Origin of the sequence: Streptomyces sp. NPDC005423 (genome assembly GCF_040606415.1) — a bacterium.
In the GTDB taxonomy this organism is placed as follows: domain Bacteria; phylum Actinomycetota; class Actinomycetes; order Streptomycetales; family Streptomycetaceae; genus Streptomyces.
In genome coordinates, this window is the sequence record NZ_JBEXET010000023.1 from 31,557 (window position 1) to 55,461 (window position 23,905).

At 75.4% G+C, this 23,905-nt stretch carries 21 protein-coding genes and 1 pseudogene; 18 read left to right on the top strand and 4 right to left on the bottom strand.

Features of this window, described 5'->3' with window-relative positions; translation table 11 throughout:
* Window positions 1–19: 19 nt before the first annotated feature.
* Together ABZT12_RS23440 and tal are read right to left on the bottom strand one after the other, a co-directional pair.
* Window positions 20–2,299, bottom strand: a complete 2,280-nt coding sequence (locus ABZT12_RS23440; RefSeq protein WP_356387875.1) for a catalase — start codon at window positions 2,297–2,299, stop codon at window positions 20–22.
* A 753-nt stretch (window positions 2,300–3,052) separates the two neighbouring features.
* Window positions 3,053–4,168 (bottom strand): annotated as a pseudogene (tal, locus tag ABZT12_RS23445) (transaldolase); the annotation flags it as partial.
* 387 nt (window positions 4,169–4,555) lie between these two features.
* Here tal and ABZT12_RS23450 point away from each other — a divergent pair.
* The 3 genes from ABZT12_RS23450 to ABZT12_RS23460 all read left to right on the top strand — a co-directional run bounded on the left by ABZT12_RS23450 (window position 4,556) and on the right by ABZT12_RS23460 (window position 6,416).
* Complete coding sequence (locus ABZT12_RS23450; RefSeq protein ID WP_356387878.1) at window positions 4,556–5,575, top strand: SDR family NAD(P)-dependent oxidoreductase; 1,020 nt, start codon at window positions 4,556–4,558, stop codon at window positions 5,573–5,575.
* A gap of 114 nt (window positions 5,576–5,689) precedes the next feature.
* Window positions 5,690–5,947, top strand: coding sequence for a DUF5133 domain-containing protein (locus ABZT12_RS23455; protein WP_356387882.1), 258 nt, complete (start codon window positions 5,690–5,692; stop codon window positions 5,945–5,947).
* A 295-nt stretch (window positions 5,948–6,242) separates the two neighbouring features.
* Window positions 6,243–6,416 (top strand): CsbD family protein, encoded by a 174-nt coding sequence (locus tag ABZT12_RS23460; RefSeq protein ID WP_356387885.1) that lies wholly within the window; start codon window positions 6,243–6,245, stop codon window positions 6,414–6,416.
* A gap of 70 nt (window positions 6,417–6,486) precedes the next feature.
* Here the strand turns inward: ABZT12_RS23460 and ABZT12_RS23465 are convergent, their stop codons facing one another.
* Window positions 6,487–7,362 (bottom strand): SigB/SigF/SigG family RNA polymerase sigma factor, encoded by an 876-nt coding sequence (locus tag ABZT12_RS23465; protein WP_356387888.1) that lies wholly within the window; start codon window positions 7,360–7,362, stop codon window positions 6,487–6,489.
* A gap of 376 nt (window positions 7,363–7,738) precedes the next feature.
* Between ABZT12_RS23465 and ABZT12_RS23470 the strand changes: the two genes are divergently transcribed.
* Together ABZT12_RS23470 and ABZT12_RS23475 are read left to right on the top strand one after the other, a co-directional pair.
* Complete coding sequence (locus ABZT12_RS23470) at window positions 7,739–9,247, top strand: PP2C family protein-serine/threonine phosphatase (protein WP_356388019.1); 1,509 nt, start codon at window positions 7,739–7,741, stop codon at window positions 9,245–9,247.
* Window positions 9,244–9,684 (top strand): STAS domain-containing protein, encoded by a 441-nt coding sequence (locus tag ABZT12_RS23475; protein ID WP_356387891.1) that lies wholly within the window; start codon window positions 9,244–9,246, stop codon window positions 9,682–9,684. The genes ABZT12_RS23470 and ABZT12_RS23475 overlap by 4 nt, the downstream gene beginning before the upstream one ends.
* A 76-nt stretch (window positions 9,685–9,760) precedes the next feature.
* Here the strand turns inward: ABZT12_RS23475 and ABZT12_RS23480 are convergent, their stop codons facing one another.
* Entirely contained in the window at window positions 9,761–9,988 is a 228-nt protein-coding gene (locus tag ABZT12_RS23480) for a hypothetical protein (RefSeq protein ID WP_356387894.1), read from the bottom strand.
* 298 nt (window positions 9,989–10,286) lie between these two features.
* Here ABZT12_RS23480 and ABZT12_RS23485 point away from each other — a divergent pair, with 298 nt between their 5' ends.
* The 13 genes from ABZT12_RS23485 to ABZT12_RS23545 all read left to right on the top strand — a co-directional run bounded on the left by ABZT12_RS23485 (window position 10,287) and on the right by ABZT12_RS23545 (window position 23,844).
* Window positions 10,287–10,733 carry an SsgA family sporulation/cell division regulator gene (locus ABZT12_RS23485; RefSeq protein WP_356387897.1) on the top strand — a complete coding sequence of 149 codons (447 nt, stop codon included), beginning with the start codon at window positions 10,287–10,289 and terminating at the stop codon, window positions 10,731–10,733.
* Between the two features lie 300 nt (window positions 10,734–11,033).
* Complete coding sequence (locus ABZT12_RS23490; RefSeq protein WP_356387901.1) at window positions 11,034–12,029, top strand: NAD-dependent epimerase/dehydratase family protein; 996 nt, start codon at window positions 11,034–11,036, stop codon at window positions 12,027–12,029.
* 54 nt (window positions 12,030–12,083) lie between these two features.
* Window positions 12,084–13,718, top strand: a complete 1,635-nt coding sequence (locus ABZT12_RS23495) for a carbamoyltransferase C-terminal domain-containing protein (protein WP_356387904.1) — start codon at window positions 12,084–12,086, stop codon at window positions 13,716–13,718.
* Entirely contained in the window at window positions 13,715–14,746 is a 1,032-nt protein-coding gene (locus ABZT12_RS23500) for a glycosyltransferase (protein ID WP_356387907.1), read from the top strand. Before ABZT12_RS23495 ends, ABZT12_RS23500 begins: the two co-directional genes overlap by 4 nt.
* A 359-nt stretch (window positions 14,747–15,105) precedes the next feature.
* Window positions 15,106–15,687, top strand: a complete 582-nt coding sequence (locus ABZT12_RS23505; RefSeq protein ID WP_356388021.1) for an HAD-IIIA family hydrolase — start codon at window positions 15,106–15,108, stop codon at window positions 15,685–15,687.
* Complete coding sequence (locus ABZT12_RS23510) at window positions 15,684–16,691, top strand: glycosyltransferase family 9 protein (RefSeq protein WP_356387910.1); 1,008 nt, start codon at window positions 15,684–15,686, stop codon at window positions 16,689–16,691. The genes ABZT12_RS23505 and ABZT12_RS23510 overlap by 4 nt, the downstream gene beginning before the upstream one ends.
* Window positions 16,688–17,650 carry a glycosyltransferase gene (locus ABZT12_RS23515; RefSeq protein WP_356387913.1) on the top strand — a complete coding sequence of 321 codons (963 nt, stop codon included), beginning with the start codon at window positions 16,688–16,690 and terminating at the stop codon, window positions 17,648–17,650. Before ABZT12_RS23510 ends, ABZT12_RS23515 begins: the two co-directional genes overlap by 4 nt.
* Window positions 17,647–18,879: a glycosyltransferase gene (locus ABZT12_RS23520; RefSeq protein ID WP_356387916.1), complete on the top strand. Its 1,233-nt coding sequence runs from the start codon at window positions 17,647–17,649 to the stop codon at window positions 18,877–18,879. Before ABZT12_RS23515 ends, ABZT12_RS23520 begins: the two co-directional genes overlap by 4 nt.
* Complete coding sequence (locus ABZT12_RS23525) at window positions 18,876–19,499, top strand: SIS domain-containing protein (RefSeq protein ID WP_356387919.1); 624 nt, start codon at window positions 18,876–18,878, stop codon at window positions 19,497–19,499. Before ABZT12_RS23520 ends, ABZT12_RS23525 begins: the two co-directional genes overlap by 4 nt.
* A complete protein-coding gene (gene rfaE2, locus ABZT12_RS23530) occupies window positions 19,496–20,944 on the top strand; it encodes a D-glycero-beta-D-manno-heptose 1-phosphate adenylyltransferase (RefSeq protein ID WP_356387922.1) in 1,449 nt (482 codons plus the stop codon). The genes ABZT12_RS23525 and rfaE2 overlap by 4 nt, the downstream gene beginning before the upstream one ends.
* Window positions 20,941–22,005, top strand: a complete 1,065-nt coding sequence (locus tag ABZT12_RS23535; RefSeq protein ID WP_356387925.1) for a glycosyltransferase family 9 protein — start codon at window positions 20,941–20,943, stop codon at window positions 22,003–22,005. The genes rfaE2 and ABZT12_RS23535 overlap by 4 nt, the downstream gene beginning before the upstream one ends.
* A complete protein-coding gene (locus ABZT12_RS23540; protein WP_356387928.1) occupies window positions 21,983–22,924 on the top strand; it encodes a glycosyltransferase in 942 nt (313 codons plus the stop codon). The genes ABZT12_RS23535 and ABZT12_RS23540 overlap by 23 nt, the downstream gene beginning before the upstream one ends.
* A complete protein-coding gene (locus tag ABZT12_RS23545; protein ID WP_356387931.1) occupies window positions 22,921–23,844 on the top strand; it encodes a glycosyltransferase in 924 nt (307 codons plus the stop codon). The genes ABZT12_RS23540 and ABZT12_RS23545 overlap by 4 nt, the downstream gene beginning before the upstream one ends.
* The last annotated feature ends 61 nt before the right edge of the window (window positions 23,845–23,905 follow it).

Consider the following 23,905-nt stretch of genomic DNA (forward strand, 5'->3'; position numbering starts at 1 on the left):
GGAGGCGCGGGGCCGGGCGTCACACGGCCGGGGTGAAACGGTCCCAGGCGCGGTGGCGGCCCAGCAGCTCGGTGAGCGCGGCCAGGGCGGTGCCGGCGCTGTCGGCGGTGACGACGCCGGGGGCGTCGGGGGCGATGCCCGCGACCCGCAGGGCCTCCGCCCCGTCGGCCCATACGCCGAGGGCCTTGCCGTGCCGGTAGGCCTCGGTGATCATCAGCAGGACCCGGGGGTCGATCCCCGTGGCCAGGGCCGTGCCGTCGTCCACCTTGGCGTCGCGCGCGCCGTAGGCGTCGGCGCCCGGGGCGGGGGCGCCGGCGATCAGGAGGGCGTCGAACTCGGTGGAGCGGGCGGTGGCGAAGGTGCGCTGGACGGTGACGGGGTCGCCGTCGCCGTCGAGGGTGCCGCCGGTGGGGGCGATCACCAGCGGAACCATTCCGGCGTCCAGGATCGCCTGCCGGACCGACCGCACCCCGCTCAGGTCCTGCTCGCCCGCGGTGACGATGCCGATGATCCGGCCGTCCAGCGGCCAGACGCCGCCGAGCTGGGAGAGGGCGGGGCTGGGCTGCGGCTCGGTGAGGGGCACCGTGGGCGCGGGGGCGGGCAGGCCGAGGCCGGCGGCGACCTGTGCGCACAGGTCGGGGCCGATGTTGGCGAGCACCTTCAGCGCCCGTTCCTTGATCGCGTTCTCCCAGCACTTGTTCAGCTCGAAGGTGTACGCGGCGACGATGTGCTCGCGTTCGGTGGGGGTCATGCTCAGCCAGAACAGGCGGGCCTGGCTGTAGTGGTCGTCGAAGGAGGCGGCGGCTTCGCGGACCTTGCGGGCCGCGGGGACCTCCACGGGGACCTCGATGTAGGCGCCGGTGTCGGCGCCGGCCAGGAACGGGCAGCCGCCGTCGAGGGAGTTGGGCCGGTAGGGGGCCACGCCGCGGTGGACGGCGGTCTGGTGCATGCCGTCGCGCAGCATGTCGTTGACCGGGGTGTGGGTGCGGTTGATCGGCAGCTGGTTGAAGTTGGGGCCGCCCAGCCGGGTGAGCTGGGTGTCGAGGTAGGAGAAGAGGCGGCCCTGCAGCAGCGGGTCGTTGGTGACGTCGATGCCGGGGACGAGGTTGCCGAGGTGGAAGGCGACCTGCTCGGTCTCGGCGAAGTAGTTGGAGGGGTTGGCGTTGAGGGTGAGCAGGCCGACGGGCTGGACCGGGGCCAGTTCCTCGGGCACGATCTTCGTCGGGTCGAGGAGGTCGATGCCCTCGAACATCTGGTCCTCGGTGTCGGGGAAGGTCTGCACGCCCAGCTCCCACTGGGGGAAGGCGCCGGCCTCGATCGCGTCGGCGAGGTCGCGGCGGTGGAAGTCGGGGTCCATGCCCGCGGTGATCTGCGCCTCCTCCCACACCAGGGAGTGCACGCCGAGCTTGGGCTTCCAGTGGAACTTCACCAGCGTGGTGGCGCCCTCGGCGTTGACCAGCCGGAAGGTGTGGACGCCGAAGCCCTCCATCATCCGGTAGGAGCGGGGGATGCCCCGGTCGGACATGTTCCACAGCGTGTGGTGGGTGGCCTCGGTGTGCAGGGTGACGAAGTCCCAGAAGGTGTCGTGCGCGCTCTGCGCCTGGGGGATCTCCCGGTCCGGGTGCGGTTTGCCGGCGTGGATCACGTCCGGGAACTTGATCGCGTCCTGGATGAAGAAGACCGGGATGTTGTTGCCGACCAGGTCGAAGACGCCCTCGGAGGTGTAGAACTTCGTCGCGAAGCCCCGGGTGTCGCGCACCGTGTCGGCGGAGCCGCGCGAGCCCAGCACGGTCGAGAAACGCACGAAGACGGGCGTCTCGACGTCCTTGCCGAGGAAGGCCGCCTTGCTGATCCGCTCGGCGGCGCCGTACCCCTGGAAGACGCCGTGCGCGGCGGCGCCACGGGCGTGCACGACCCGCTCGGGGATGCGTTCGTGGTCGAAGTGGGTGATCTTCTCCCGCAGGTGGTGGTCCTGGAGGAGCACCGGTCCGCGCGGGCCCGCCTTCAGCGAGTGGTCGGTGTCGTACAGCCGGGCGCCCTGGGCGGTGGTGAGCCGGTCGCCGCCCTGGGCGACCTTCTTCTGCGCCACCCCGGTCTCCTGGCCGGTGGGGCTGTAGGTGTCGGGCCCCCGCTGGTCGTGTTTGGGCGGCAGCGGACCGGCCGGCTCGGTGGGCTCCTCCAGCGGGGGCGGTACCGGGCCCGGCGCGCCGGGGATCTCGTTACCGGGCCGGACGGCCTCCTGGACCTTCTCGACGACCTTGTCGGCGGCAGCTGCCACCGGGTTCTTCTTGGCGCTCACAGGGTTCCGTTCCTTGAGGGGGTGGCCGGATGGGCGCGGGCCGTCCCGGAGGAGGGACCCGCGGGAAGTCCGCACAGCGCGGTTACCCCCTTCGGTAACCGCGACGCAGCCGGTACGCCCGGGCGGTACCGGATTTCACCCCACCGGCCCGCGCGGAGGGCGCGCGGGCCGGTGGGGGTGGGGTCAGGCGGAGGGCTGGGCGGCGGGGAAGACCCGGTCCGCCGCGGCCAGCCGCAGCTGTTCCAGGGCGGCGGCCTGGTCCTCGGCGCGCTCCAGCAGGGTCTCCAGCTCCTCGGGGCGCAGCCGGGTGTCGGTCTTGGCGAGTGTGCTCAGGGTGCGCCAGCACGCTGCCTTGCCCAGGACGCCCAGGAGCATGGATTCCAGCTCCAGGAGGTCGCTGAGCGGGGAGCGGGAGAAGAGGTGGCCGTTGAGCTTGAGGCGGCCCGCCTTCTCCGCGACCCAGCCGACGGCGACCTTCGTGCGGTCGGTCCCCACCCCGAGGTCGGTCATGATCCGGGTCAGCGCGTCCCGGTCCTGTTCGACCTGCCGGGCCAGTTCGCCCAGCACGGTGGCCTGGTCCTGGTCGTCGTGGTTCTGACCGGGGTTGGGGTCGGTGTCGGGGTCGTGGTCCTGCTGGGCCTGTGCGGCCCTGCGGAAGAGCTCCAGACCGGCGGTGGCGCCGGAGAGGTGGTCGTTGAGGTAGATCGCCAGCAGCCCGGCACCGTCCGGGGTGTCCTCGCCCGAAGGGGCGGGGGCGTGCATCTCGCGGGCCACCGACTCCCCCAGCTCGTTCCAGCTGGCCTCGAACTTGGCCAGCCCCTCGCGTTCGAGGGTGTCGGTGACATCGGTGAAGTCGACGCCGGCCCGCGCCAGCTCCGCGAAGTGGGCGCTCGCGGCGGCGTGTCCCTGGGCGCCCGGCGGGCGGGCGGAGAGGGTGCCGTGGTCGGCGAAGGCCTGCAGGGTGGTGCCGGGCATGGTGTTCACCGTGCCCGCGATGGCCAGTTCGCTGACGTACATCGTGTCGGGGTAGGCCGGGTCCTTGACGCCGGTGGACGCCCACAGGGGCCGCTGGGGGCGGGCTCCGGCCGCGGCCAGGGCCTGCCAGCGCGGCCCGGCGGTCATCTCCTCGTAGGCCTGGTGGGCGAGCCGGGCGTTGGCGATCGCGGCCCTGCCCTTGAGCGCCCGGGCCTCGGGGGTGCCCAGCGCGTCGAGGCGGCGGTCGACCTCGGTGTCGACGCGGGAGACGAAGAAGGAGGCGACGGAGTGGATGCCGGACAGGTCGTGGCCGGCGTCCCGGGCCTGCTCCAGGCCGGACAGGTAGGCGTCCATCACCGCGCGGTAGCGGTCCAGGGAGAAGATCAGCGTGACGTTGACGCTGATGCCCCGGGCGATGACAGCGGTGATGGCGGCGAGTCCCTCGCGGGTGGCCGGGATCTTGACCATGAGGTTGGGCCGCGCGACCGTCTCCCACAGTCTGCGTGCCTGCTCGATGGTGGCGTCGGTGTCCCTGGCCAGCCGGGGATCGACCTCGATGGAGACCCGTCCGTCGGTCCCGCCGGTCTGCTGGTGCACCCCCTGGAACACCTCGCAGCCGGTGCGTACGTCGTCGGTGGTGAGGGCGTAGACGGCGTCGTCGACGCTCGCCCCCTCGCCGCCCAGCCGGCGCAGCTGCTCGCCGTAGCGCTCCCCCTTGGACAGGGCTGAGGCGAAGATCGTGGGGTTGGTCGTGACCCCCACGACGTGCCGGTCGGTGATCAGCTTCTCCAGTCCGCCGCCGGCCAGCAGTTCGCGGGAGAGGTCGTCCAGCCAGACGGACACCCCGGCTGCGGAGAGTTCGGCCAGCGGGTCGGACGGGGGTGAGACAGACATCGGTAACCTCCAAATACACGGCGCCGGCCGGCGCCCACCTCGTGCGGGCGGACGGGCCGGTGTGCCACCTGCCCGTCACGCACCCCCCGTGCACGCGGTGCACCCCTCGGGTAACCGCGCCGGGCGTCTTCACGCACGTACCGCCCGGATACCGGGGGCGGTATGTCCGCCCGGGCCGGCCCCTCGCGGGCCGGCGTCCACGGCAGGGCCCGGGGCGGCGGATTGGCCGTCCGGCGGGAGGGTACTCAGGCGGTCCCGGGGCGCCCGTACCCGCCTGGCGGCCACCCCCTTTCCCCGGGTGGCGGCGGACAGCCCCCACCGCCCCCGGCCACGGCTGCCCCTTCCCCCGGGCTTCCCCCGGCCTCGAAGAACAGGGAGAGACGTCCCATGCCGCCACCACTGCTCCAGCGTTCATCGGCATCACTGCACGGTCTCAGCGCCGTGGTCACCGGCGGCTCGCGCGGTCTGGGCCTGCTCCTCGCGGACGAGTTGCTGCGCCGCGGCTGCCGGGTGACGCTCGCCGCACGGGACGACGCCGAACTCCGGCGGGCCCGCGCCCTCCTGCGCCGGCGGCATCCGGAAGGGTCCGTGCGTACCGCGGTGACCGACGTGCGCGACAGGCAGGACGTCGCCGGTCTGTTCCGCCGGACCGCGGCGGAGTGCGGCAGCGTCGACGTGGTCATCGCCAACGCCGGCACCATCCAGGTGGCACCGGCCGAGACCGCCGGCGTGCCCGGATTCGACGACGCGATGAGCACCATCTTCAACGGCGCCCTGCACACCAGCCTCGAAGCCCTCCCCCACCTGCGCGAGAGCCGGGCCGGCGGACGGCTGGCCCTGATCGGCTCGGTGGGAGGTCTGCTCGCCGTACCGCATCTGCTGCCGTACTCCTGCGCCAAGGCCGCCGTGGGCGCCCTGGCCGAGGGGCTGTACGCGGAGGCGGCGCGCGACGGCGTCTCGGTGACGGCTGTCCATCCCGGCCTCATGCGCACCGGCTCCCACCTGCACGCCGTGTTCGGCGGTGACCGGCGCCGGGAGTTCGCCTGGTTCTCCGCCCTGGCGGGCACCCCGCTGGTGTCGATGGACGCGCGCCGCGCGGCCGGCCGGATCGTCACCGCCGTCCAGCGCCGCCGTATCCGCCTGGTGCTCACCCCCGCCGCGCGGGCCGCGGACACCGCGCACGGTCTCGCCCCGGTGCTCACCGCGCGGCTCAGCCACGCGGTGGCCGCGCTGCTGCCGGCCGCGGCGGGCGAGCCGGAGCCACGCCCGGGCATCGACGTCGAACCGGCCGCCCCCCACACCCTCGGTCAGCGCCTGCGCTCGGCGGGCAGCGCCCTGAACGACCGGGCGGCGCTCGCCTACAACCAGCGCCACCGCACCGCCCAGGAGCGCCCTCCGCATACCTGACGCACCCCCAGGAGGGCGGCTGCGTACCGGTGTCCGTGAGACAGGCAGGCATGAGATGCGCGTAAGGGGACATCCGGGAAGGGAGTCGTTGAAGAACAAGGGAGCCCCCCGCACATGATCACTCCCCATCCCCGGATCCTGCGTGCGCTGCTGTCCCGGTACGCGGAGGCGTGTGTCCGGATGCTCGAGGACGACACCGCCGCGACCCGGCACGTCCTGGAGGACGTGTCGTACACGCTGTGCGTCACCACCGGGACCTCGGACGTGAAGGAAGCGCTGGCGAAGGCGGACGCCATGCTGGCCGAGGAGCGGTCGGGTACGGCCGCCGGCCGGTCCTGCAGGGGCCAGGCCGACCAGACGCTGGTCGCCTGAGACCGGCCCCGCAGGCCCCCGCCACGCCTGCCAGCGCCGCCCCGGGAAATATGGGGGCGGCGCTGGCAGGCGTGGCGGGGGCCCGGAAATTCTTTCCGCGGGCGCTTTTCGACCGGGGCCGCGCGCGCCTTTTTCCTGTTCTTGTGCCGCTCCCCCTCCCCCCATTCTCCGGCCGCGCGTTCACCGGCCACCGGCGGGAATTTTTTTAATCTTCCGTCGCACGGTTTGGAAGCGGGCTTTCGGGTCACGAGTGCTGATGCCGAATCCGTCGAGTGATTCACAGGAGTTGAGCGTAATGTCGGGCAATGAGAAGGCTCAGGCCAAGACCGAGCAGGCCAAGGGCAAGGTCAAGGAAGCCGCGGGCGACGCCGTCGGCAACGAGCGTCTGAGCGGTGAGGGACGTGCCGACCAGGCCAAGGGCGACGCCCGGCAGGCCAAGGAGAAGGTCAAGGACGTCTTCAAGGACTGACGTCCGCGACCGCACAGCGCTGCGGGGCCGCCAGGATTTCCTGGCGGCCCCGCAGCGCTGTGCGGAGCGCCTACGGCGCGGTGTCCTCGTCGGCCAGGCCGGCCCGGAGCTTGTGCACGATCTTCGCCAGGAGGCGGGAGACGTGCATCTGGGAGACGCCCAGCTCGGCCCCGATCTGGGACTGGGTCATCTCCAGGCCGAAGCGCATGTCCACGACGCGGCGCTCCCGCTCGTCCAGGGTGCGCATCAGCGGGGCGAGGGCGTGCAGGTACTCGATCTTCTCCAGCGCGGGATCCTCCGCGCCGAGGAGGTCGGCGAGGCCGCGGCTCTCCGTGGCCCCGGGGTTCTCCGCCGCGCCGGGGGCGGTGTCCAGGGAGCCGGCGGTGTAGCCGTTGGCCGCGACCAGCCCCTCGACGACCTCTTTCTCGCTCAGCTCCAGGTGCCCGGCGAGTTCCCTCACGGTGGGTTCGCGGCCCAGGTCCAGGGCGAGCCGTTCCTCGCACCTGGATATCTCGCCGCGCAGCTGCTGCAGCCGGCGCGGGACGTGGACGGCCCAGGTGGTGTCGCGGAAGTAGCGCTTGATCTCGCCCACGATGTAGGGCACGGCGAAGGAGGTGAACTCGGTCTCGCGGGAGAGGTCGAAGCGGTCGATCGCCTTGATGAGGCCGACCGTGCCGACCTGGATGATGTCCTCCATCTCGCCGTTGCCGCGGTTGCGGAAGCGGCGGGCGGCGAAATGCACCAGGGAGAGGTTCATCTCGATGAGGGTGTTGCGCGCGTACTGGTACTCCCGGGTGCCCTCCTCCAGGACCCGCAGCCGGTCGAAGAACACCTTCGACAGGGCGCGGGCGTCACGCGGAGCGACCTTTCCGGCGTCCTCGATCCAGGGCAGCGTTTCCGCTGCCTCCGACGTCAGCGACCCCGTTCGCTCCGTCGTCTCCTTCATCAGGTGTTTCCTTCCGCTTGTTCCAGGGATGATGCGAGCAGCGAATTCCCCGGTTCGGGCGGGCCATGCACATATTCCGGGCAGCTCCCCGGCGGTTGCCCACGCCTTGGGGGACGGTTGCCAAGTGGGAGACGAAGGAGGATGGTTGCCGTACGGCAATTTTTTTTCTATGAGGCTATGAGGTGAGGGGTTCGCCCAGCGGATCCCCTTTGATTTGGTGACTTCCACCAACGCGGAAAACAGCACCGGCACCCGGGAAGGACCGCTGTGGAGCGGCTCCCCCCATCCCCTCCTGGCCGCTGATTCCCAGGGCACCCTCCTCCAGGTCAACGCGGCGGCCTCGACGCTGCTGCCCCGGGCGCGGCCCGGCGCCCCCATGGCCGACGCCGTCCCCGGCTGGCTGTCCTCGGCGCACGCCGCCCTGCACCGGCCCCGCCGGCCCGGCGCGGAGCGGTCCGGCGTGACGGGGTCCGGCGCGGTGTCGGGCGAGATACAGGGGCGCGCCTTCGAGGCGCACCCCACCGTCCAGGACGACGGCACGGTGCTGTGGTGGCTGGTCGACGCCACCGACCACCACCGGGTCGGGGAAGCGCTGCGCCTGGAGCGCGAGCGCACCGCCTTCCTGGGCAGGGCCTCCACCGCGCTGCTCTCCTCCCTCAACCTCGACCGCTGCATGGACGTCACCGCCCGGATGGCCGCGGAGTACCTCGCGGACGCCGCGTTGGTCGTCGCACCCCCGCGCGGCAGCCGGCTGCCGGTGGTGACCTGTCTGCGCGGCGGAAGCCCGGCCGCCTCTCTCCCCGGCGTCGACCCGCACGAGGTGCCGGGCCTGGGCGAGGCGCTGCAGGGCTTCCCGGCGGCGTCCACCCGCTGGATCGACCCCGCCACGGCCCCCGACTGGATCGTGCCCGCGGGGTTCGGGCCCGTCGGTCCGATCGTGATCACCCCCCTGCCCGGGCACGGTGTGCCGGCCGGCGCGCTGATCCTGCTGCGGCGCGCGGGCGGCGAGGCCTTCACCGGGGAGGAGGAGAGTTTCGCCCGGCTGTTCGCGGCCCGGGCCGGGGCGGCGATGTCCGCAGCCCGCCTGTACGCGGATCAGTCGGCCATCACCGACGTCCTGATGCGGGAGCTGCTGCCGCCCGCCCTCCACCAGGTGGGCGGGGTGGATTTCGCGGGCGGCTACCGCCCCTCGCAGGACGACCACCGCATCGGCGGGGACTTCTACGACGTCCATCCCGGCGCCACCGAAGGCGATCCGTCCCTGGTGGTACTGGGGGACGTGTGCGGCAAGGGGCTGGAAGCCGCCGCGCTGACGGGCAAGATCCGTAACACCCTGCACGCCCTGCTCCCCCTGGCCGAGGACCACCAGCGGGTGCTGAGCCTGCTGAACAAGGCCCTGCTCAGCTCCCGCCAGACCCGCTTCGCCACCCTGGTCCTCGCCTCCGCCGTACGGGAGGGCGGTTCGGTACGGATGCGGGTGACGAGCGCGGGCCACCCCGCCCCGCTGATCGTGCGGGCCGGCGGCGTGGTGGAGGAGGCCGACACCCACGGCACCCTGGTCGGGGTCCTTCCCGACATCCGCACCGCCGGCGCCGACCTCCTCCTCGCGCCGGGCGAGAGCTGCGTGCTGTACACGGACGGGATCACCGAGGCCCGCGGCGGCCCGATGGGCGACACCATGTTCGGTGAGGAGCGGCTGCGGCGGGCTCTGGCCCAGTGCGCGGGCCTGCCCGGCGAAAGCATCGTGGAGCACGTCCAGATGCTCGCCGCGCAGTGGGTGGGCAAGGGGCACCACGACGACATGGCCCTCGTGGTGGTCTCCGCGCCGCACACCCATCACCTCAGGGCGGTGAACGGCCGCACCCGGGGCAGATTCACCGCATGACCACCGTCCACCCCGCCCCTTCCCCCGCGTCAGGGACCGCGATGAGCGGCCTCGGCGAGCAGCGGCGGCTGCGGCTGACGTCCCTCGGCACCGGCACCACCGTGCGGCTGGGCCTGCGCGGCGACCTCGACCACGACAGCGCCGGCCTCCTCCTGGAGGCCGTCACCGGTGAGCTGGCCGCCCGTCCGGGACTGCGCGCCCTGCGCCTGGGCTGCGCGGGGCTCGGCTTCGTCGACTCGATGGGCCTGTCGATCCTGCTGATGGTCCGCCGCCGCACCGACGAAGCGGACGTGGCGCTGTATCTGGAGGAGCGCACCCCCGCACTGGACCGGCTGCTCGCCCTCACCGGCACCCTGGAGTACCTCACGGCGCCGCCCGCCGGCGCGGGCGGCTTTCCCGCGGCGGCCGGGGTGGCCGCCCGGCACGACAGCGCCTGACCGGCGGAGCCGGGCCCTGCGGGTCCTGCCGGGCGAGGGGACGGGGGCGGTCTCTCCGGGGGCGGGGGCGACCGGTTCAGTTGCTGTCATCACGCTTCTCGCGCCGTTCGGCCTCTTCCGCCGCTTCTTCCTCTGCCTCCTCCTTGGCCTCCTTCTCCGCCTCCTCCTCCTCGTCGACGTCCTCGCCCTCCGCCTGCGAGGGCGTCGTACGCGGGACGTCGCGGCCCCGGGTCTCCTCGGGGCCTTCCGTGGGCGCGGCTTCCTGCCGTTCGCCCTCCGCCTGGGACGGGGTCTGCTCGCTCATGCCGGGCCTCGCTGTGGGTAGCTGCGGTCTTCCGCAAGGGGCGTGTCCGCGCACGGGGCGCGCGCGAGCGGTCTCCCCGGCTCGTCCGGGTGGCGCCGGGTACCCCCTCGCCGGCGGTCCCACACCGTCCCCGCGGGGCCGTGGAGCGGTCCGGCGGGGAGGTGGGTCTTCGCGCCGCGAACGCCACATGGCCCCCCGCCATCAGGGGTACCCGTCGCCTCCCGTGCTTAGGACGGCAGGTACGAGGAGGGCCGGCGGCAGCCGGTCCGTCACCCTCACGCTCCGGATGTGATCCCCCGTGCCCAAGCCAGTCACGCTCACCGAACTCCATCCCCACCGCGTCACCACCCTGCGCCACCGCGCGCAGATGGTCCGCGACGCCCAGCCTCCCGTCTCCCTCGACCTGGAGCTGTGCTACACCTCGCTGGACCCCTTCGCCGTCCGCATCGGACTGCGGGCGGAGGACGCCTGCGTCCACTGGTCCCTGTCGCGGGAGACGCTGCTGCTGGGCCTGCGCCGCCACGAGGGAATCGGCGACGTCGCCGCGTGGCCCGTCCACCAGCCGGGCGGCCCCGGATGGCTGCGCATCCGGCTGGGGCCGCTCAGGGGCTGTGCCGTCTTCCAGACGGAACGGGACGTGATCTCCGACTGGCTCGACGTCACCCTGCGGCTGGTCCCCCAGGAGACGGAGGGCGACTACCTGCCCTGGGACACCTTCCTGGCGTCCCTGCTCGACCACAACTGAGCCGCCCCGCCCCTTCCCCTCCGCCCCGTGGGCGCGAGGGCGAGGTCCCCCCGCCCGCAGTAGGCGTCAAGGTGTGAAAGCGACTGCCGTGGGAACCCCGTGAATTCCGGACCGGGCCGTCGGGACCACGGCGGCCGGCCGAGACGGCTCCGCTCACCGGGCGCCCGTGCGGTGCCCGCTCCCCGCCCGTCCCGTCTGTCCTCCCCCCGTCCCCCTCACCCAGCTCCCGCCGCCCTCCGCAGCACCAGACGGCCCCACGTCGGCCGCTACGGCCCGCGAGCGCGGACAGAAGGACGTCCCATGACTGACGCCGTGTTCCCCATGCCCTGGCGCCGCGCCCTGGTGACCGGCGGCGCCGGCTTCATCGGCAGTCACCTCTGCGAGCGTCTGCTGGGTTCAGGCGTCGAAGTCGACTGCGCCGACAACCTGTGCTCGGGCTCGCGCGAGAACATCGCCGCGCTGGCCGGCCACGCCGGATTCAGGTTCGTCGAGTGCGACGTGTCTGCCCCCGGCTGCCGGCACCGGCTGCGGGGCCCCTACGACCTGGTGCTGCACTTCGCCTGCCCCGCCTCACCGGCCGACTACCTGCGCCTGCCGCTGGAGACCCTCGACGCCGGCAGCCTGGGCACCCGCTCCCTGCTCGCCGTCGCGGAACGGGACGCCGCCCGCTTCCTGCTCGCCTCGACCTCCGAGGTCTACGGCGACCCCCTGGTCCATCCCCAGCGCGAGGACTACTGGGGCAACGTCAACCCCGTGGGCCCGCGCAGCGTCTACGACGAGTCCAAGCGGTTCGCCGAGGCGCTGGTCACCGCCCACGTGCGGGCGCGGGACGCCGACGCGGGCATCGTGCGCCTGTTCAACACCTACGGCCCGCGGATGCGCGCCGACGACGGCCGCGCCGTACCCACCTTCGTCCGCCAGGCCCTGGACGGCGCACCCCTGACGGTGGCCGGCGACGGCAGCCAGACACGGTCGCTGTGCTACGTGGACGACACGGTCGAGGGGATCCTGCTGGTCGCCGCGAGCCGCTCGGTGCGCCCCGTCAACATCGGCGGAACCGACGAGATCACCGTCCGCGACCTCGCCCGCCGCGTGGTGGAACTGACCGGCTCCCGCTCCCCCGTCGAGTTCGTCCCCCGCCCCACCGACGATCCGCAGCGGCGCCGCCCCGACACCCGGCTCGCCCGCGAACTGCTGAGCTGGGAGCCCCGGGTGCCGTGGAAGGAAGGGCTCAAGCAGACCATCGACCACTTCGTCAGGGCGCGGCGCACGCGCGAGCCCGCCCAGCGGGTGTGAGCCGGCCGCCCCGGGCCCCCCGCCCGCCGCCCTCACGCCGCCACGGAGGCATCCATGCGCGTCCTGGGAATCAACGCCCTCTTCCACGATCCCGCCGCCGCCCTGCTCGTCGACGGCGCGATCGTGGCAGCCGCCGAGGAGGAGCGGTTCAGCCGCCGCAAACACGGCAAGCGGCCCCTGCCCTTCTCCGCGTGGGAGCTGCCCGAACTGTCCGCCCGCTGGTGCCTGCGGCAGGCCGGGCTGGACCCGGCCGACCTGGACGCGGTCGCCTACTCCTACGATCCCGCGCTCGCCCGCCCCGCCGGCGAACTGGGCCTGCACGACCCCTTCGACCACCTGCGCCAGGAGTACGCGCGCCGCGCCCCGCAGTTCCTCGCCGAGGCCCTGCCCGGACTGGACCCGGCCAAGGTCCGTTTCGTCGCCCACCATGTCGCCCACGCCGCCTCCGCCGGCCAGGCCTCCCCCTACCCGGACTGCGCCGTCCTGGTCCTGGACGGCCGCGGCGAATGCGGCTCCCACCTGGCCGGCCGCTACACCGACCGGGAACTCACCGTGCTGGCGGCCCAGCGACTGCCCGACTCCCTGGGCCTGTTCTACGAGGACCTCACCCAGCACCTGGGATTCCTGCGCAGCAACGACGAGTTCAAGGTGATGGCGCTGGCCTCCTACGGCGAGCCGCGGCTGGCCGGCCGGCTGCGGGAGTACGTCCACGCGGACGGCGCCGGGGGTTTCCGGGCCCGGCCCGTGCCCTGGTCCTCGCTGGTGCCCGCGCGCGGGGCGGGCGATCCCTGGACGCGGGAGCACGCCGACGCGGCGGCCAGCGCGCAGCTGTGCGTGGAGGAGGTCCTCCTCGGCCTGGCGCGCTGGCTGCACGAGCACACCGGCGGTGAGGTCCTCACCCTCGCGGGCGGGGTGGCGCTCAACTGCGTGGCCAACACCCGGCTGTACCGGGAGGGGCCCTTCCGGCGGGTCTGGGTGCAGCCGGCGGCCGGGGACGCGGGCACCGCCCTGGGGGCCGCGCTGCACGTCGCCCACGAGAAGGAGGCGGTGGAGGCGATGGGGACCGCCGCCCTGGGACGCGGCTGGAGCGACGAGGAGCTGCGCGGCTGGCTGGAGCGCGCGGCCGTCCCCTACGAGGAGCCCGAGGACATCGCCGAGACGGTCGCCGAGGAGCTGGCCCGGGACGGTGTGGTGGCCTGGTTCCAGGGCCGCAGCGAGTTCGGGCCGCGCGCGCTGGGGCACCGGTCGCTGCTGGCCCATCCCGGCCATGTCGCGAACCTGGAGCGGCTCAACGCCGTCAAGGGGCGCGAGGAGTTCCGCCCGGTCGCCCCGATGGTCCTGCGGGAGCGGGCCGCGGAGCTGTTCGAGGGGCCGCTGCCCAGCCCGTACATGCTGTTCGTGCACGAGGTCGCGGCCGGCTGGCGCGAGCGGATCCCGGCCGTCGTCCACGTGGACGGCACCGCCCGCATCCAGACCGTGGACCGCGGCACCGAACCGCTGGTGGCGCGGATGATCGAGGGTTTCGAACGGCGTACGGGGCTGCCCGTCGTCGTCAACACCAGCCTCAACACGGCCGGCCGGCCGATGGTCGACGATCCGCGCGACGCCTTGGAGTGCTTCGGGTCCGCCCCGGTGGACCTGCTGGCCCTGGGCCCGTTCGCGGTCCGGCGCAAGAAGGTGTTCGCATGAGCGGCCCCCTCGCCTACGCCGTCGTCGTCCCCACGATCGGACGTGCCTGTCTGGAGGAGTGTCTGAGCGCCCTCGGCGCGGCCACGGCCTGCCATCCGCCCCAGGAGGTCGTCGTGGTCGACGACCGGCCCGGGCCGGCCCGGGAGCTGTCCGTGCGGGCCGCGGGTGCGCTGTACGGGCGGGTGCGCACGCTGCGCAGCGGCGGCCGGGGCCCCGCCGCCGCGCGCAACACCGGCTGGCGTACGGTCACCGCGCCCTGGACCGTCTTCCTCGACGACGACGTCCAGGTCCTGCCCGACTGGTCGCACCGCCTGGCCCAGGACCTGCGGTCCGTCGACGCGGCCACCGGCGGCGTCCAGGGCCGGCTGGCCGTCCCGCTGCCCGCCGGCCGCAGGCCGACCGACTGGGAGCGGGGAACGGCCGGACTGGAGAGCGCCGCCTGGGCCACCGCCGACATGGCCTACCGGACGGCCGTACTGGCGGCCGTGGACGGCTTCGACGAGCGGTTCCCGCGGGCCTTCCGGGAGGACGCCGACCTGGCGCTGCGGGTGCGGGGCGCGGGCTGGACCCTGCGCCAGGGACGGCGCGGGACCCGCCATCCGGTGCGTGCGGCCGACCGCTGGGTGTCGGTGCGGGCCCAGCGCGGCAACGCCGACGACGCCCTGATGAACCGGTTGCACGGCCGTGACTGGTGGGCGCGCGCCCAGGCACCCCGGGGGCGGTTTCCCGCTCACCTCCTGGTGACGGGCGCGGCGCTGGCCGGGTTCGGCTGCGCTCTCGCCGGCCGGCGCCGGGCCGCGGCAGCCGCCATGGCCCTGTGGGCGCTGGGGACGGCCGAGTTCGCCCTGGCGCGCATCCGGCCGGGCCCGCGGACCGCCGGGGAGGTCACCACCATGCTCGCCACCAGCGTGGTCATCCCGCCGCTGGCGGTCCGTCACCGGCTCGACGGCGCGATACGCCACCGGCGTGCCCTGCCTGTCGGCGCCGGACCCGGGGGCGCCGAGGCCGTACTGAGGAACGCGCCGTGAACGGCCCCACCAGAAGGCCCGAGCACCCCGCCACCGGACCGAGGACCACACCGGACACGGCAACGGCGGCCGTGCCGACGGACACGGCGGCGGCTCAGGCGGTGTCGGCGGACGCGGCGGCGCAGACCGGGCCCGCGCTCGCGGCGACGGCGGCCGTGCCGACGGACGCGGCGGCGCACGCCGGGACGGCCGACGCGGCGGCGCAGACCGGGCCAGCCGACGCGGCGACGGTGGCCGTGCCGGCAGACACCGCAGCGCAGGCGGTGTCGGCGATCGCGGCGGTTCAGGCGGTGTCGGCGGACGCGGTGGCGCAGACCGGGGCGGCGGAGGCGGTGGCGGACGCCGGGAGGGAGATCGCGGTGGCGCACGCCGGGTCGGATGGTTCCGGATGTCGTCGGCCCTGGGCCGGCCGGCCGGCCGCCGTTCTCTTCGACCGGGACGGCACCCTGATCGAGGACGTCCCCTACAACGGCGACCCCGCCCTGGTCCGGCTGCTGCCGGCGGCCCGGCCGGCCCTGGAGCTGCTGCGCGCGGCGGGGGTGGCGACGGGGGTGGTCAGCAACCAGTCGGGCATCGGCCGGGGCCGGCTCACCCACGCCGACGTGCGGCGCGTCAACGCCCGCGCCGACGCCCTGCTGGGCGGCCTCGGTGTCTGGGTGTACTGCCCGCACCTTCCCCGGGACGGCTGCGGGTGCCGCAAGCCGCGGCCGGGCCTGGTGCGGGAGGCGGCCCGGCGGCTGGGGGTGGCGCCGCGGGAGTGCGTGGTGGTCGGCGACATCGCCGCCGATGTGGGCGCCGCCCGGGCCGCGGGCGCCCGCGGGGTCCTCGTCCCCACCGCGGCGACCCGGCCCGAGGAGGTCCGCGCGGCGCCCTGCACCGCCCCCGACCTGCTCACCGCGGTCCGCCGGCTGCTCGCGCGGGAGCGCGGGAGCCTGTCGTGAAGGCGCTCGTGGTCCGGCTGGACAGCTTCGGTGACGTTCTGCTCGCCGGGCCCGCCGTCCGTGCGGTCGCCGCGCACTGCGATCGGGTGACGGTGCTGTGCGGGCCGCTCGGCGAACCCGCCGCGCGGCTGCTGCCCGGCGTCGGCGACATCCTCGTATGGCAGGCGCCGTGGGAGGGGGTGGCCCCGCCCGCCGTGGAGGAGGCGGACGTCGGCGCGCTCGTGGAACGGCTGCGGGCCGAGGCGTTCGACGTGGCCCTGGTCCTGACCTCCTTCCACCAGAGCCCGCTGCCCACGGCCCTGCTGCTGCGGCTGGCCGGTGTCCCCCGCATCGGCGCCGACAGCAGCGACCACGCCGGGCGCCTGCTCGACGTACGCCACCGGCGGCTGCCGGGCCGGCACGAGACGGAGGCGGCACTGGACACCGCCGCCGCCCTGGGGTTCCCGCCGCGTCCGGGGGACGACGGCCGGCTGCGCGTGCTGCCCTCGCCGGACACCGTCTCCCTCACCGGCAACGGCCCCTACCTCGTCGTCCACCCCGGTGCCAGCGCGCCCGCCCGTGCCTGGAGCCCCGGCCGCTGCGCCGAGGCCGCCGCCCTCCTGGCCGAGGCGGGTCACCGGGTGGTGGTCACCGGGGGGCCCGGCGAGCGGGAGCTGACCCGGCGGGTGAGCGGGGAGTGGGCGGTGGACCTCGGTGGCCGGACCCCTCCGGCCACCCTGGCCGGCGTGCTGCGTACGGCCGACGTCGTGGTCAGCGGCAACACCGGTCCCGCCCATCTGGCCGCGGCGGTCGCCACCCCTGTGGTGTCCCTGTTCGCCCCGGTCGTCCCGGCCGGCCGGTGGGCGCCCTACGGCGTGCCGAGCATCCTGCTGGGCGACCAGGGCGCGCCGTGCGCGGACAGCAGGGCCCGGCGCTGTCCCGTACCGGGCCATCCCTGCCTGGACGGCGTCACCGCGCAGGACGTCGTGCAGGCGGTGCGGAAACTGCTCAAGGAGTGCACATGAACATCCTCGTCTGGCATGTCCACGGATCCTGGCTCACCTCGTTCGTCCAGGGGCCGTACACCTTCCTGGTGCCGGTGACCCCGGAGCGCGGACCGGACGGACGGGGCCGGGCGAGAACCTGGCGGTGGCCGCCGACGGTGCGGGAGGTGACCCCCGCCGGACTGGCCCGCACCGACATCGATCTCATGGTGCTGCAACGCCCGCACGAGCTCGACCTCGCCCGGCGGTGGACGGGCCGCCGCCCGGGCCGGGACGTGCCGGCCGTGTACGTGGAGCACAACAGCCCGCACGGCTCCCCCGTGGACAGCCGCCACCCGCTCGCCGGCCGCGACGACATCCCGCTCGTGCACGTCACCCACTTCAACCGGCTGATGTGGGACAACGGCCGCGCCCCGACCGAGGTGATCGAGCACGGCATCATCGACCCCGGACACCTGTGGAGCGGGGAGGAGCCTCGCGCGGCGGTGGTCGTCAACGAGCCGGTGCGGCGGGGCCGTACGACGGGGACGGACCTGCTGGCGCGGTTCGCGCGCGCCGTGCCGCTGGACGTCTTCGGCATGCGCACCCCCGGACTCGCCGGCCACCTCGGGCTGCCGGCGAGCCGCTGCCGCGGCCGGGACCTGCCGCAGGGCGAGCTGCACCCGGCCATGGCCCGCGACCGCCTCTACCTCCACCCCGTGCGGTGGACCTCGCTGGGGCTGTCCCTGCTGGAGGCCATGTTCCTGGGGATGCCGGTGGTGGCACTGGACACCACCGAGACCCGTGAGGCCGTACCGGCCGGCGCCGGGGTGGTCTCCAACCGCTTCGAGGTGCTGGAGGAGGCGGTCCGCGGATTCCTCGCCGATCCCGTCCACGCCCGGCGCACAGGGGAGGCCGCCAGGGCCGCGGCACAGGCCCGCTACGGAGAACCCCGTTTCCGGGACGACTGGGAACGCCTGATCAAGGAGGTCATCCGATGAGCCGCCCCACTCGCCCGCCGGCCGGCCGTGTCGCCATGGTCTCCGAGCACGCCAGTCCGCTGGCCGAGCTCGGCGGCCCGGACGCCGGCGGCCAGAACGTCTACGTGGCCCAGCTCGCCGCGCAGCTGGCCCGCCGGGGTCACGAGGTCGTCGTCTACACCCGCCGGGACGACCCCCGGCTGCCGCCCCGGGTCCTCACCGCCGACGGCGTGCAGGTCGTGCACGTGCCCGCCGGGCCGCCGGCGCCGGTCCCCAAGGACGAACTGCTGCCCTACATGGCGGAGTTCGGTGACTGGCTGGCGGCCGAGTGGGCGAGCGGGCCGCCCGACGTGGTGCACGCCCACTTCTGGATGTCGGGGATGGCGGCGTTGGCCGGCGCCCGCGGCCTCGGGGTGCCCGTGGTGCAGACGTACCACGCGCTGGGCACGGTGAAGAAGCGGTACCAGGGAGAGGCGGACTCCAGTCCGGCCCAGCGGATCGCCATCGAGACGGCGGTGGGGCGGGAGTGCGCCGGCATCATCGCCACCTGCCAGGACGAGGTGGCCGAACTCCTCGCCATGGGCCTGCCCCGGCGCCACCTCCACGTGGTGCCGTGCGGAGTGGACCCCGCACAGTTCACCGCGCTGCCCGCGCCCCGCCGGGCCGGGCCGCCGCGGCTGCTGACCGTGGGCCGGCTCGTGCCCCGCAAGGGCTTCGACCGGGCCATCCGGGCCGTCGCCGGCCTGCCCGGCGCGCGCCTGCTCATCGCCGGCGGTCCCGAACCCGCCCTGCTGCTGGGCGAACCGGAGGCGGAACGGCTGTATGCCACCGCCGAGGAGTACGGGGTGGCGGACCGGGTGACGCTGCTGGGCGGCGTGGGCCGCGACCGTATGCCCGCCCTGATGTCGGACGCCGACCTGGTGCTGTCCGTTCCCCGCTACGAGCCGTTCGGCATCGTCCCGGTGGAGGCCATGGCCTGCCGCACCCCGGTGGTGGCCACCGCCGTCGGCGGGCAGCTCGACACCGTCGTCGACGGTGTCACCGGCGCCCTGGTCCCCGCCGACGGGGAGCACGACCTCGTCGCGGCCGTCCGCGGCCTGCTGGCGGACCCCGCCCGTCTCTCGCGCTGCGGCGCCGCCGGACGGCGGCGTGTCCTGGCCCGCTACACCTGGGACCGCGTGTCCGACGGGGTGAGCCGCGTGTACGGCGCCGTCTCCTGTGTCCCCTCGCTCTCGGGAGTCGTCCGATGAAACTCGCCACCGGTACCACCCACTGCGGGGACCTGATGAAGGCCCTCGAAGGATTCGGCGGCTATGCCGCACCCGTGCTGCAGCGGTGGGGAGACCTGCTCGCCGAACGCCTGACGGCGGGCGGCCGGCTCCTGGCCGCGGGCAACGGCGGCAGCGCCGCCCAGGCCCAGCACCTGACCGCCGAACTGGTCGGCCGCTACCGCGACGACCGCCCCCCGTTCTCCGCGCTCGCCCTGCACGCCGACACCTCCGCCACCACCGCCATCGCCAACGACTACGGCGTGCAGGAGATCTTCGCCCGGCAGGTCGCCGCCCACGGCCGCGGCGGTGACCTGCTGATCCTCCTGTCGACCAGCGGCGCCAGCGCCAACCTGGTGGCCGCCGCGCGGCAGGCGCACCGCGCCGGGGTGGGCGTCCTGGTCCTGACCGGGCCGGCGCCCAACCCGCTGGCGGGCGCCGCCGACGAGGCCCTCTGCGTGGAGGCGGCCGCCTCCGCCACCGTCCAGGAACTGCACCTCGTGGCCGTCCACATGCTCTGCGAGTCCTTCGACCGGGCCGTGGAGCCACGGCAGCCCGCCCTGGGCCGGTGGCCGGCCGTGAGCGGGGAGAGCCGCTCATGAGCGCCCCGGCGCCGCTGCTCGTCGTCGGTGACGCGCTGCTCGACCACGATCTGCGCGGCCGGGCCGACCGGCTGGCGCCCGACGCCCCCGTCCCGGTCCTCACCTCGGCGCACCGCACCAGCCGGCCCGGCGGCGCCGCGCTGGCGGCCTGTCTCGCCGCGGCCGGCGGCCGGCCCGTCACCCTGGTCACCGCGCTGGGGGACGACGAAGCCAGCGGGCTGCTGGAACGGCTGCTGGCCGGGCGCGTCCGCCTGGTGCGGCTGCCCCTGGCCGGCGCCCTGTCCAGCAAGACCCGCGTCATCGCGGGAGACACGCCCCTGCTGCGGCTGGACGACGGCGAGGGACGGGCCGGGCCCGCCACCGAGGAGGCCCGCCGGGCCGTCGCCGGGGCCGGCGCGATCCTGGTGGCCGACTACGGGCGCGGCACCGCCGACGCGCTGCGCGGCGCGCTGGCGTCCGCGGCCGGCCGGGTGCCCGTCGTCTGGGACCCCCATCCGCGCGGGAAGCCGCCGGTGCCGGGCGTGCGGCTGGCCACCCCCTCCGCGGCCGAGGCGCGGGCCTTCGCCGCCGGGCCCGCCGCCGGCCGCCCCCTGCGGCGGGCGGCGCGGGATGCCGACGCGCTGGTGCGCGCCTGGCGGGCGGCGTCGGTGGCGGTGACGATGGGCGGGCGGGGCGCGCTGCTCTCGCACGGGCAGACGCCGCTGCTCGTGCCGTCGGCCGCCACCGTCCAGGGCGATGCCTGCGGCGCCGGGGACCGCTTCGCGGCGACCGCGGCCGGCGTGCTGGCGGACGGCGGGCTGACCGAGACCGCCGTCCGCGCCGCGGTCCACGCCGCCACCCGCTACGTCGCCGAGGGCGGCGCCCGCACCCTGGACACCGTGGCGGACACCGCCCCCGACGCTGTCCCCGACACCGTGGCGGACACCGTGGCGCGGAGCGGGCCGCGTCCGGCGGGCGGGGGCGGACCGGCCGGTGAGGCGCTGCGTACCGCCGCCCGGGTGCGGGCGGCGGGCGGCACCGTCGTCGCCGCCGGCGGCTGCTTCGACCTGCTGCACGCCGGCCATGTCGCCCTCCTGCAAGCGGCCCGGCGCGCCGGGGACTGCCTGGTGGTGTGCGTGAACTCCGACGCGTCGGTGCGCCGGGGCAAGGGCGAGGGCCGGCCGCTGGTTCCGCTCGCCGACCGGGTGCGGGTGCTGCGGGCGCTGGAGTGCGTCGACGCGGTCGCCGTGTTCGAGGAGGACACCCCCGAGCGGCTGCTGGCCGACGTACGGCCGCACATCTGGGCCAAGGGCGGCGACTACGCGCTGGGCCGCCTGCCGGAGGCCGCGCTCGTGGAGAGCTGGGGCGGCCAGGTCGTCCTCCTGCCCTACCTCGACGGCCGCTCCACCACCGGCATCGCCGAACGCGCCGCCGCCGCCCCGCCGATGGAACGCGGGCCGAGGTGAGCGCGCTGCCGCCCCGCCCTCGGCTGCTGGTGCTGCGCGCGCTGGGCCTGGGCGACCTGCTCACCGCGGTACCCGCGCTGCGCGGCATCCGCCGGGCCTTTCCCGCGCACGAGATCGTGCTGGCGATGCCGGCGGCGCTGGGCGAGCTGGTGCCGGCCGTCGGCGCCGTCGACACCGTCCTGGCCGCCGAGGCACCCGGCCGCGCCGTACCGTCGCTGGCCGGGTGGGCCGGGCCCGCCCCCGACATCGCGATCGACCTGCACGGCAACGGGCCCGAGAGCCGCGACGCGCTGGCCGCTCTCGCCCCGCGCCGGCTGCTGGCCCACGCCCAGCCCGGTCCGCCGCCGGCCCGGCCCCCGGTGTGGCGCGCCGAGGAGCACGAACGCCACCGCTGGTGTTCCTTCCTGGCGGCCTACGGCATCACGGCCGACCCCGGCGACCTGCGGCTGCCGCCGCCCGAGGGGCCCTCCCCGGCGCCGGGGGCGGTGGTCGTCCACCCCGGGGCGCAGTCCGCGTCCCGGCGCTGGCCGGCCGAACGCTACTCGGCCCTGATCCGCCGGCTGCGCGCCGCGGGCCACCGGGTCGTCGTCACCGGAGGCCCCCGGGAGGACGCCCTGGTCCTGGACGTCGCCGCCTATGCGGAGCTGCCCCGGCAGGACGTGCTGCGCGGCGGTCTGCCGCCGGGCCGGCTGTCGGCGCTGATCGCCTACGCCCCGCTCCTGGTCAGCGGCGACACCGGCGTCGCCCACCTCGCCGTCGCCCACGCCACCCCTTCCGTCACGCTCTTCGGGCCGGTCTCGCCCCGCCGGTGGGGGCCGCCCCCCTCCCCGCGCCACACCGCCCTGTGGGTCCCCGGCCCGCCCGGCGACCCGCACGGCACCCTCCCCGACCCGCTGCTGCTGCGTATCGGCGTCGAGGAGACCGCCGCCGCGGCGCTGCGCCTGCTCCCGCCCCACCCGGCCCCCGCACCAGGAGGAACGCGGGAGGCACCCCGGACGACAGCCCAGGGGACAGCCCAGGGGAAAGGAGAAGCACCCGGTGTCTTCTCGGCCCGGCCCTGACCCCGCCCCCGCCCGCACCGCCGCCCCGGACGGCCGGATCACGGTCGCGATGATCACCCGGGACCGGAGCGCCGCCGTCCTGCGCACCCTCGGCGTCCTCGCCGCGCTCCCGGAACGTCCCCCCGTCATCGTCGTCGACAACAGCTGTGACGACTCCACCCTCACCGCCCTGCGCGGCCGTCCGCCGGCCACCCGCCTCCTGCGGGCCCGCCGCAACACCGGCGCCCTGGGCCGCAACCTCGCGGTGCGGCAGGCCCGCACGCCCTACGTGGCGTTCAGCGACGACGACTCCTGGTGGGCCCCGGGCGCGCTGCGCCAGGCGGCCGACCTCCTTCAGGCCCATCCGCGTCTGGGGCTGGTGGCCGCCCGCACCCTGGTCGGCCCCGAGCGGAGCGAGGACCCCTTCAACTCCGTGCTGGCCGCCTCCCCGCTGCCCCGCCGCCCCGACCTGCCGGGCCGTCCGGTGCTGGGCTTCCTGGGCTGCGCCTGCGTGGTGCGCCGCGAGGCCTTCCTCCAGGCGGGCGGCTACCACCCGCTGCTGTTCTTCGGCGGCGAGGAGACCCTGCTCGCCTACGACCTCGCCGCCGGCGGCTGGGGTGTCACCTACGTCCCCTCCCTCACCGCCCACCACCATCCCGAGCCCGGCGGCCGCGCCCACCGCGGCCACCAGCTGTTGCGCAACGAGGTGCTGACGCTGTGGCTGCGGCGCCCCCTGCCGGTCGCGCTCGGCGCCACCGCGCGCCTCGCGGCCGGCGCGGCCACCGGTGAACCCGGCGCGCGCCGGGCCCTGCGCGAGGTGATCGCGCGCCTTCCCGCCGCCCTCGCCCGGCGCAGGCCGCTGCCGCCGCACGTGGAGAGCGCGGCCCGGCTGCTGGACCCGCCCGCCCGCTCCGGGCCACCGGGGAAGGGTCCGCGATGACCGGGCACCCGGCAGCCGGCGGCGGCCCGGACGGCCGTACCAGCGTGGTGGTGATCACCCACAACCGCCGCACCGAACTGCTGCGCACCCTCGCCCTGCTGCGCGGCCTGCCCGAGCGGCCGCCGGTGATCGTCACCGACAACGCCTCCCGTGACGGTACGGCCGCCGCGGTCCGGCGCGACTTCCCCGAGGTCCGGCTCCTGCAGCCCGGCAGGAACCTGGGCGCGGTCGGGCGCAACCTGGGGGTGCGCCAGGTGCGGACGCCCTACGTGGCCTTCTGCGACGACGACACCTGGTGGGAGCCCGGCAGTCTGCGCGCGGCGGCCGACCTGCTCGACGGGCGGCCCCGGCTCGCCGCCGTCACCGCCCGTATCGTCGTGGAGCCCTGCGGCACCGAGGACCCCGTCGTCGCGGAGCTGCGGGACTCACCGCTGCGGGGGCCCGGCTGGCTGCCGGGACCGGCCCTGGGTTCCTTCCTCGCCGCCGCCACCGTGCTGCGCACCGACGCCTTCCGCGGCGCGGGCGGATTCCACCCCGGGCTGTGGCTGGGCGGTGAGGAGGAACTGCTCGCCACCGATCTGCTGCGGCAGGGCTGGTGGATGAGTTACGCGGCCGGTCTGACCGTCCACCACCAGGCCTCCGTACTGCGCGACAGCACCGCGCGCAGGGTCCTGGGGCTGCGCAACACGCTCTGGTTCACCTGGCTGCGCCGGCCGCTGCTGCCGGCCCTGCTGCGCACGGCCCAGCTGATGGCCACCGTCCCCCGCGACACCGCCTCGCTGCGCGCCTTCAGACAGGCGGCGGCCGGCCTGCCCTGGGTCCTGCGGCAGCGCGACCCGGTGCCCGCGGAGCTCGAACAGCGCCTGGCCGCACTGCAACGGGCCCGGCGCACCTCCACCGCCCGCAGCTACGTCGGCTGACCGGCGCCGGGGCGGGAAGGCGCGGCGCCCAGGGCTGTCCCCGGGGCCGGAGCCGGCCGCC

What these genes read in the sequence shown, in the direction of transcription:
- ABZT12_RS23465 (WP_356387888.1), bottom strand. Translation starts at nt 7,362, where the DNA reads ATGAAGGAGACGACGGAGCGAACGGGGTCGCTGACGTCGGAGGCAGCG.
- ABZT12_RS23450 (WP_356387878.1), top strand. Translation starts at nt 4,556, where the DNA reads ATGCCGCCACCACTGCTCCAGCGTTCATCGGCATCACTGCACGGTCTC.
- ABZT12_RS23490 (WP_356387901.1), top strand. Translation starts at nt 11,034, where the DNA reads ATGACTGACGCCGTGTTCCCCATGCCCTGGCGCCGCGCCCTGGTGACC.
- ABZT12_RS23525 (WP_356387919.1), top strand. Translation starts at nt 18,876, where the DNA reads ATGAAACTCGCCACCGGTACCACCCACTGCGGGGACCTGATGAAGGCC.
- ABZT12_RS23515 (WP_356387913.1), top strand. Translation starts at nt 16,688, where the DNA reads ATGAACATCCTCGTCTGGCATGTCCACGGATCCTGGCTCACCTCGTTC.
- ABZT12_RS23460 (WP_356387885.1), top strand. Translation starts at nt 6,243, where the DNA reads ATGTCGGGCAATGAGAAGGCTCAGGCCAAGACCGAGCAGGCCAAGGGC.
- ABZT12_RS23500 (WP_356387907.1), top strand. Translation starts at nt 13,715, where the DNA reads ATGAGCGGCCCCCTCGCCTACGCCGTCGTCGTCCCCACGATCGGACGT.
- ABZT12_RS23475 (WP_356387891.1), top strand. Translation starts at nt 9,244, where the DNA reads ATGACCACCGTCCACCCCGCCCCTTCCCCCGCGTCAGGGACCGCGATG.
- rfaE2 (WP_356387922.1), top strand. Translation starts at nt 19,496, where the DNA reads ATGAGCGCCCCGGCGCCGCTGCTCGTCGTCGGTGACGCGCTGCTCGAC.
- ABZT12_RS23545 (WP_356387931.1), top strand. Translation starts at nt 22,921, where the DNA reads ATGACCGGGCACCCGGCAGCCGGCGGCGGCCCGGACGGCCGTACCAGC.
- ABZT12_RS23470 (WP_356388019.1), top strand. Translation starts at nt 7,739, where the DNA reads ATGGCCGACGCCGTCCCCGGCTGGCTGTCCTCGGCGCACGCCGCCCTG.
- ABZT12_RS23495 (WP_356387904.1), top strand. Translation starts at nt 12,084, where the DNA reads ATGCGCGTCCTGGGAATCAACGCCCTCTTCCACGATCCCGCCGCCGCC.
- ABZT12_RS23480 (WP_356387894.1), bottom strand. Translation starts at nt 9,988, where the DNA reads ATGAGCGAGCAGACCCCGTCCCAGGCGGAGGGCGAACGGCAGGAAGCC.
- ABZT12_RS23455 (WP_356387882.1), top strand. Translation starts at nt 5,690, where the DNA reads ATGATCACTCCCCATCCCCGGATCCTGCGTGCGCTGCTGTCCCGGTAC.
- ABZT12_RS23520 (WP_356387916.1), top strand. Translation starts at nt 17,647, where the DNA reads ATGAGCCGCCCCACTCGCCCGCCGGCCGGCCGTGTCGCCATGGTCTCC.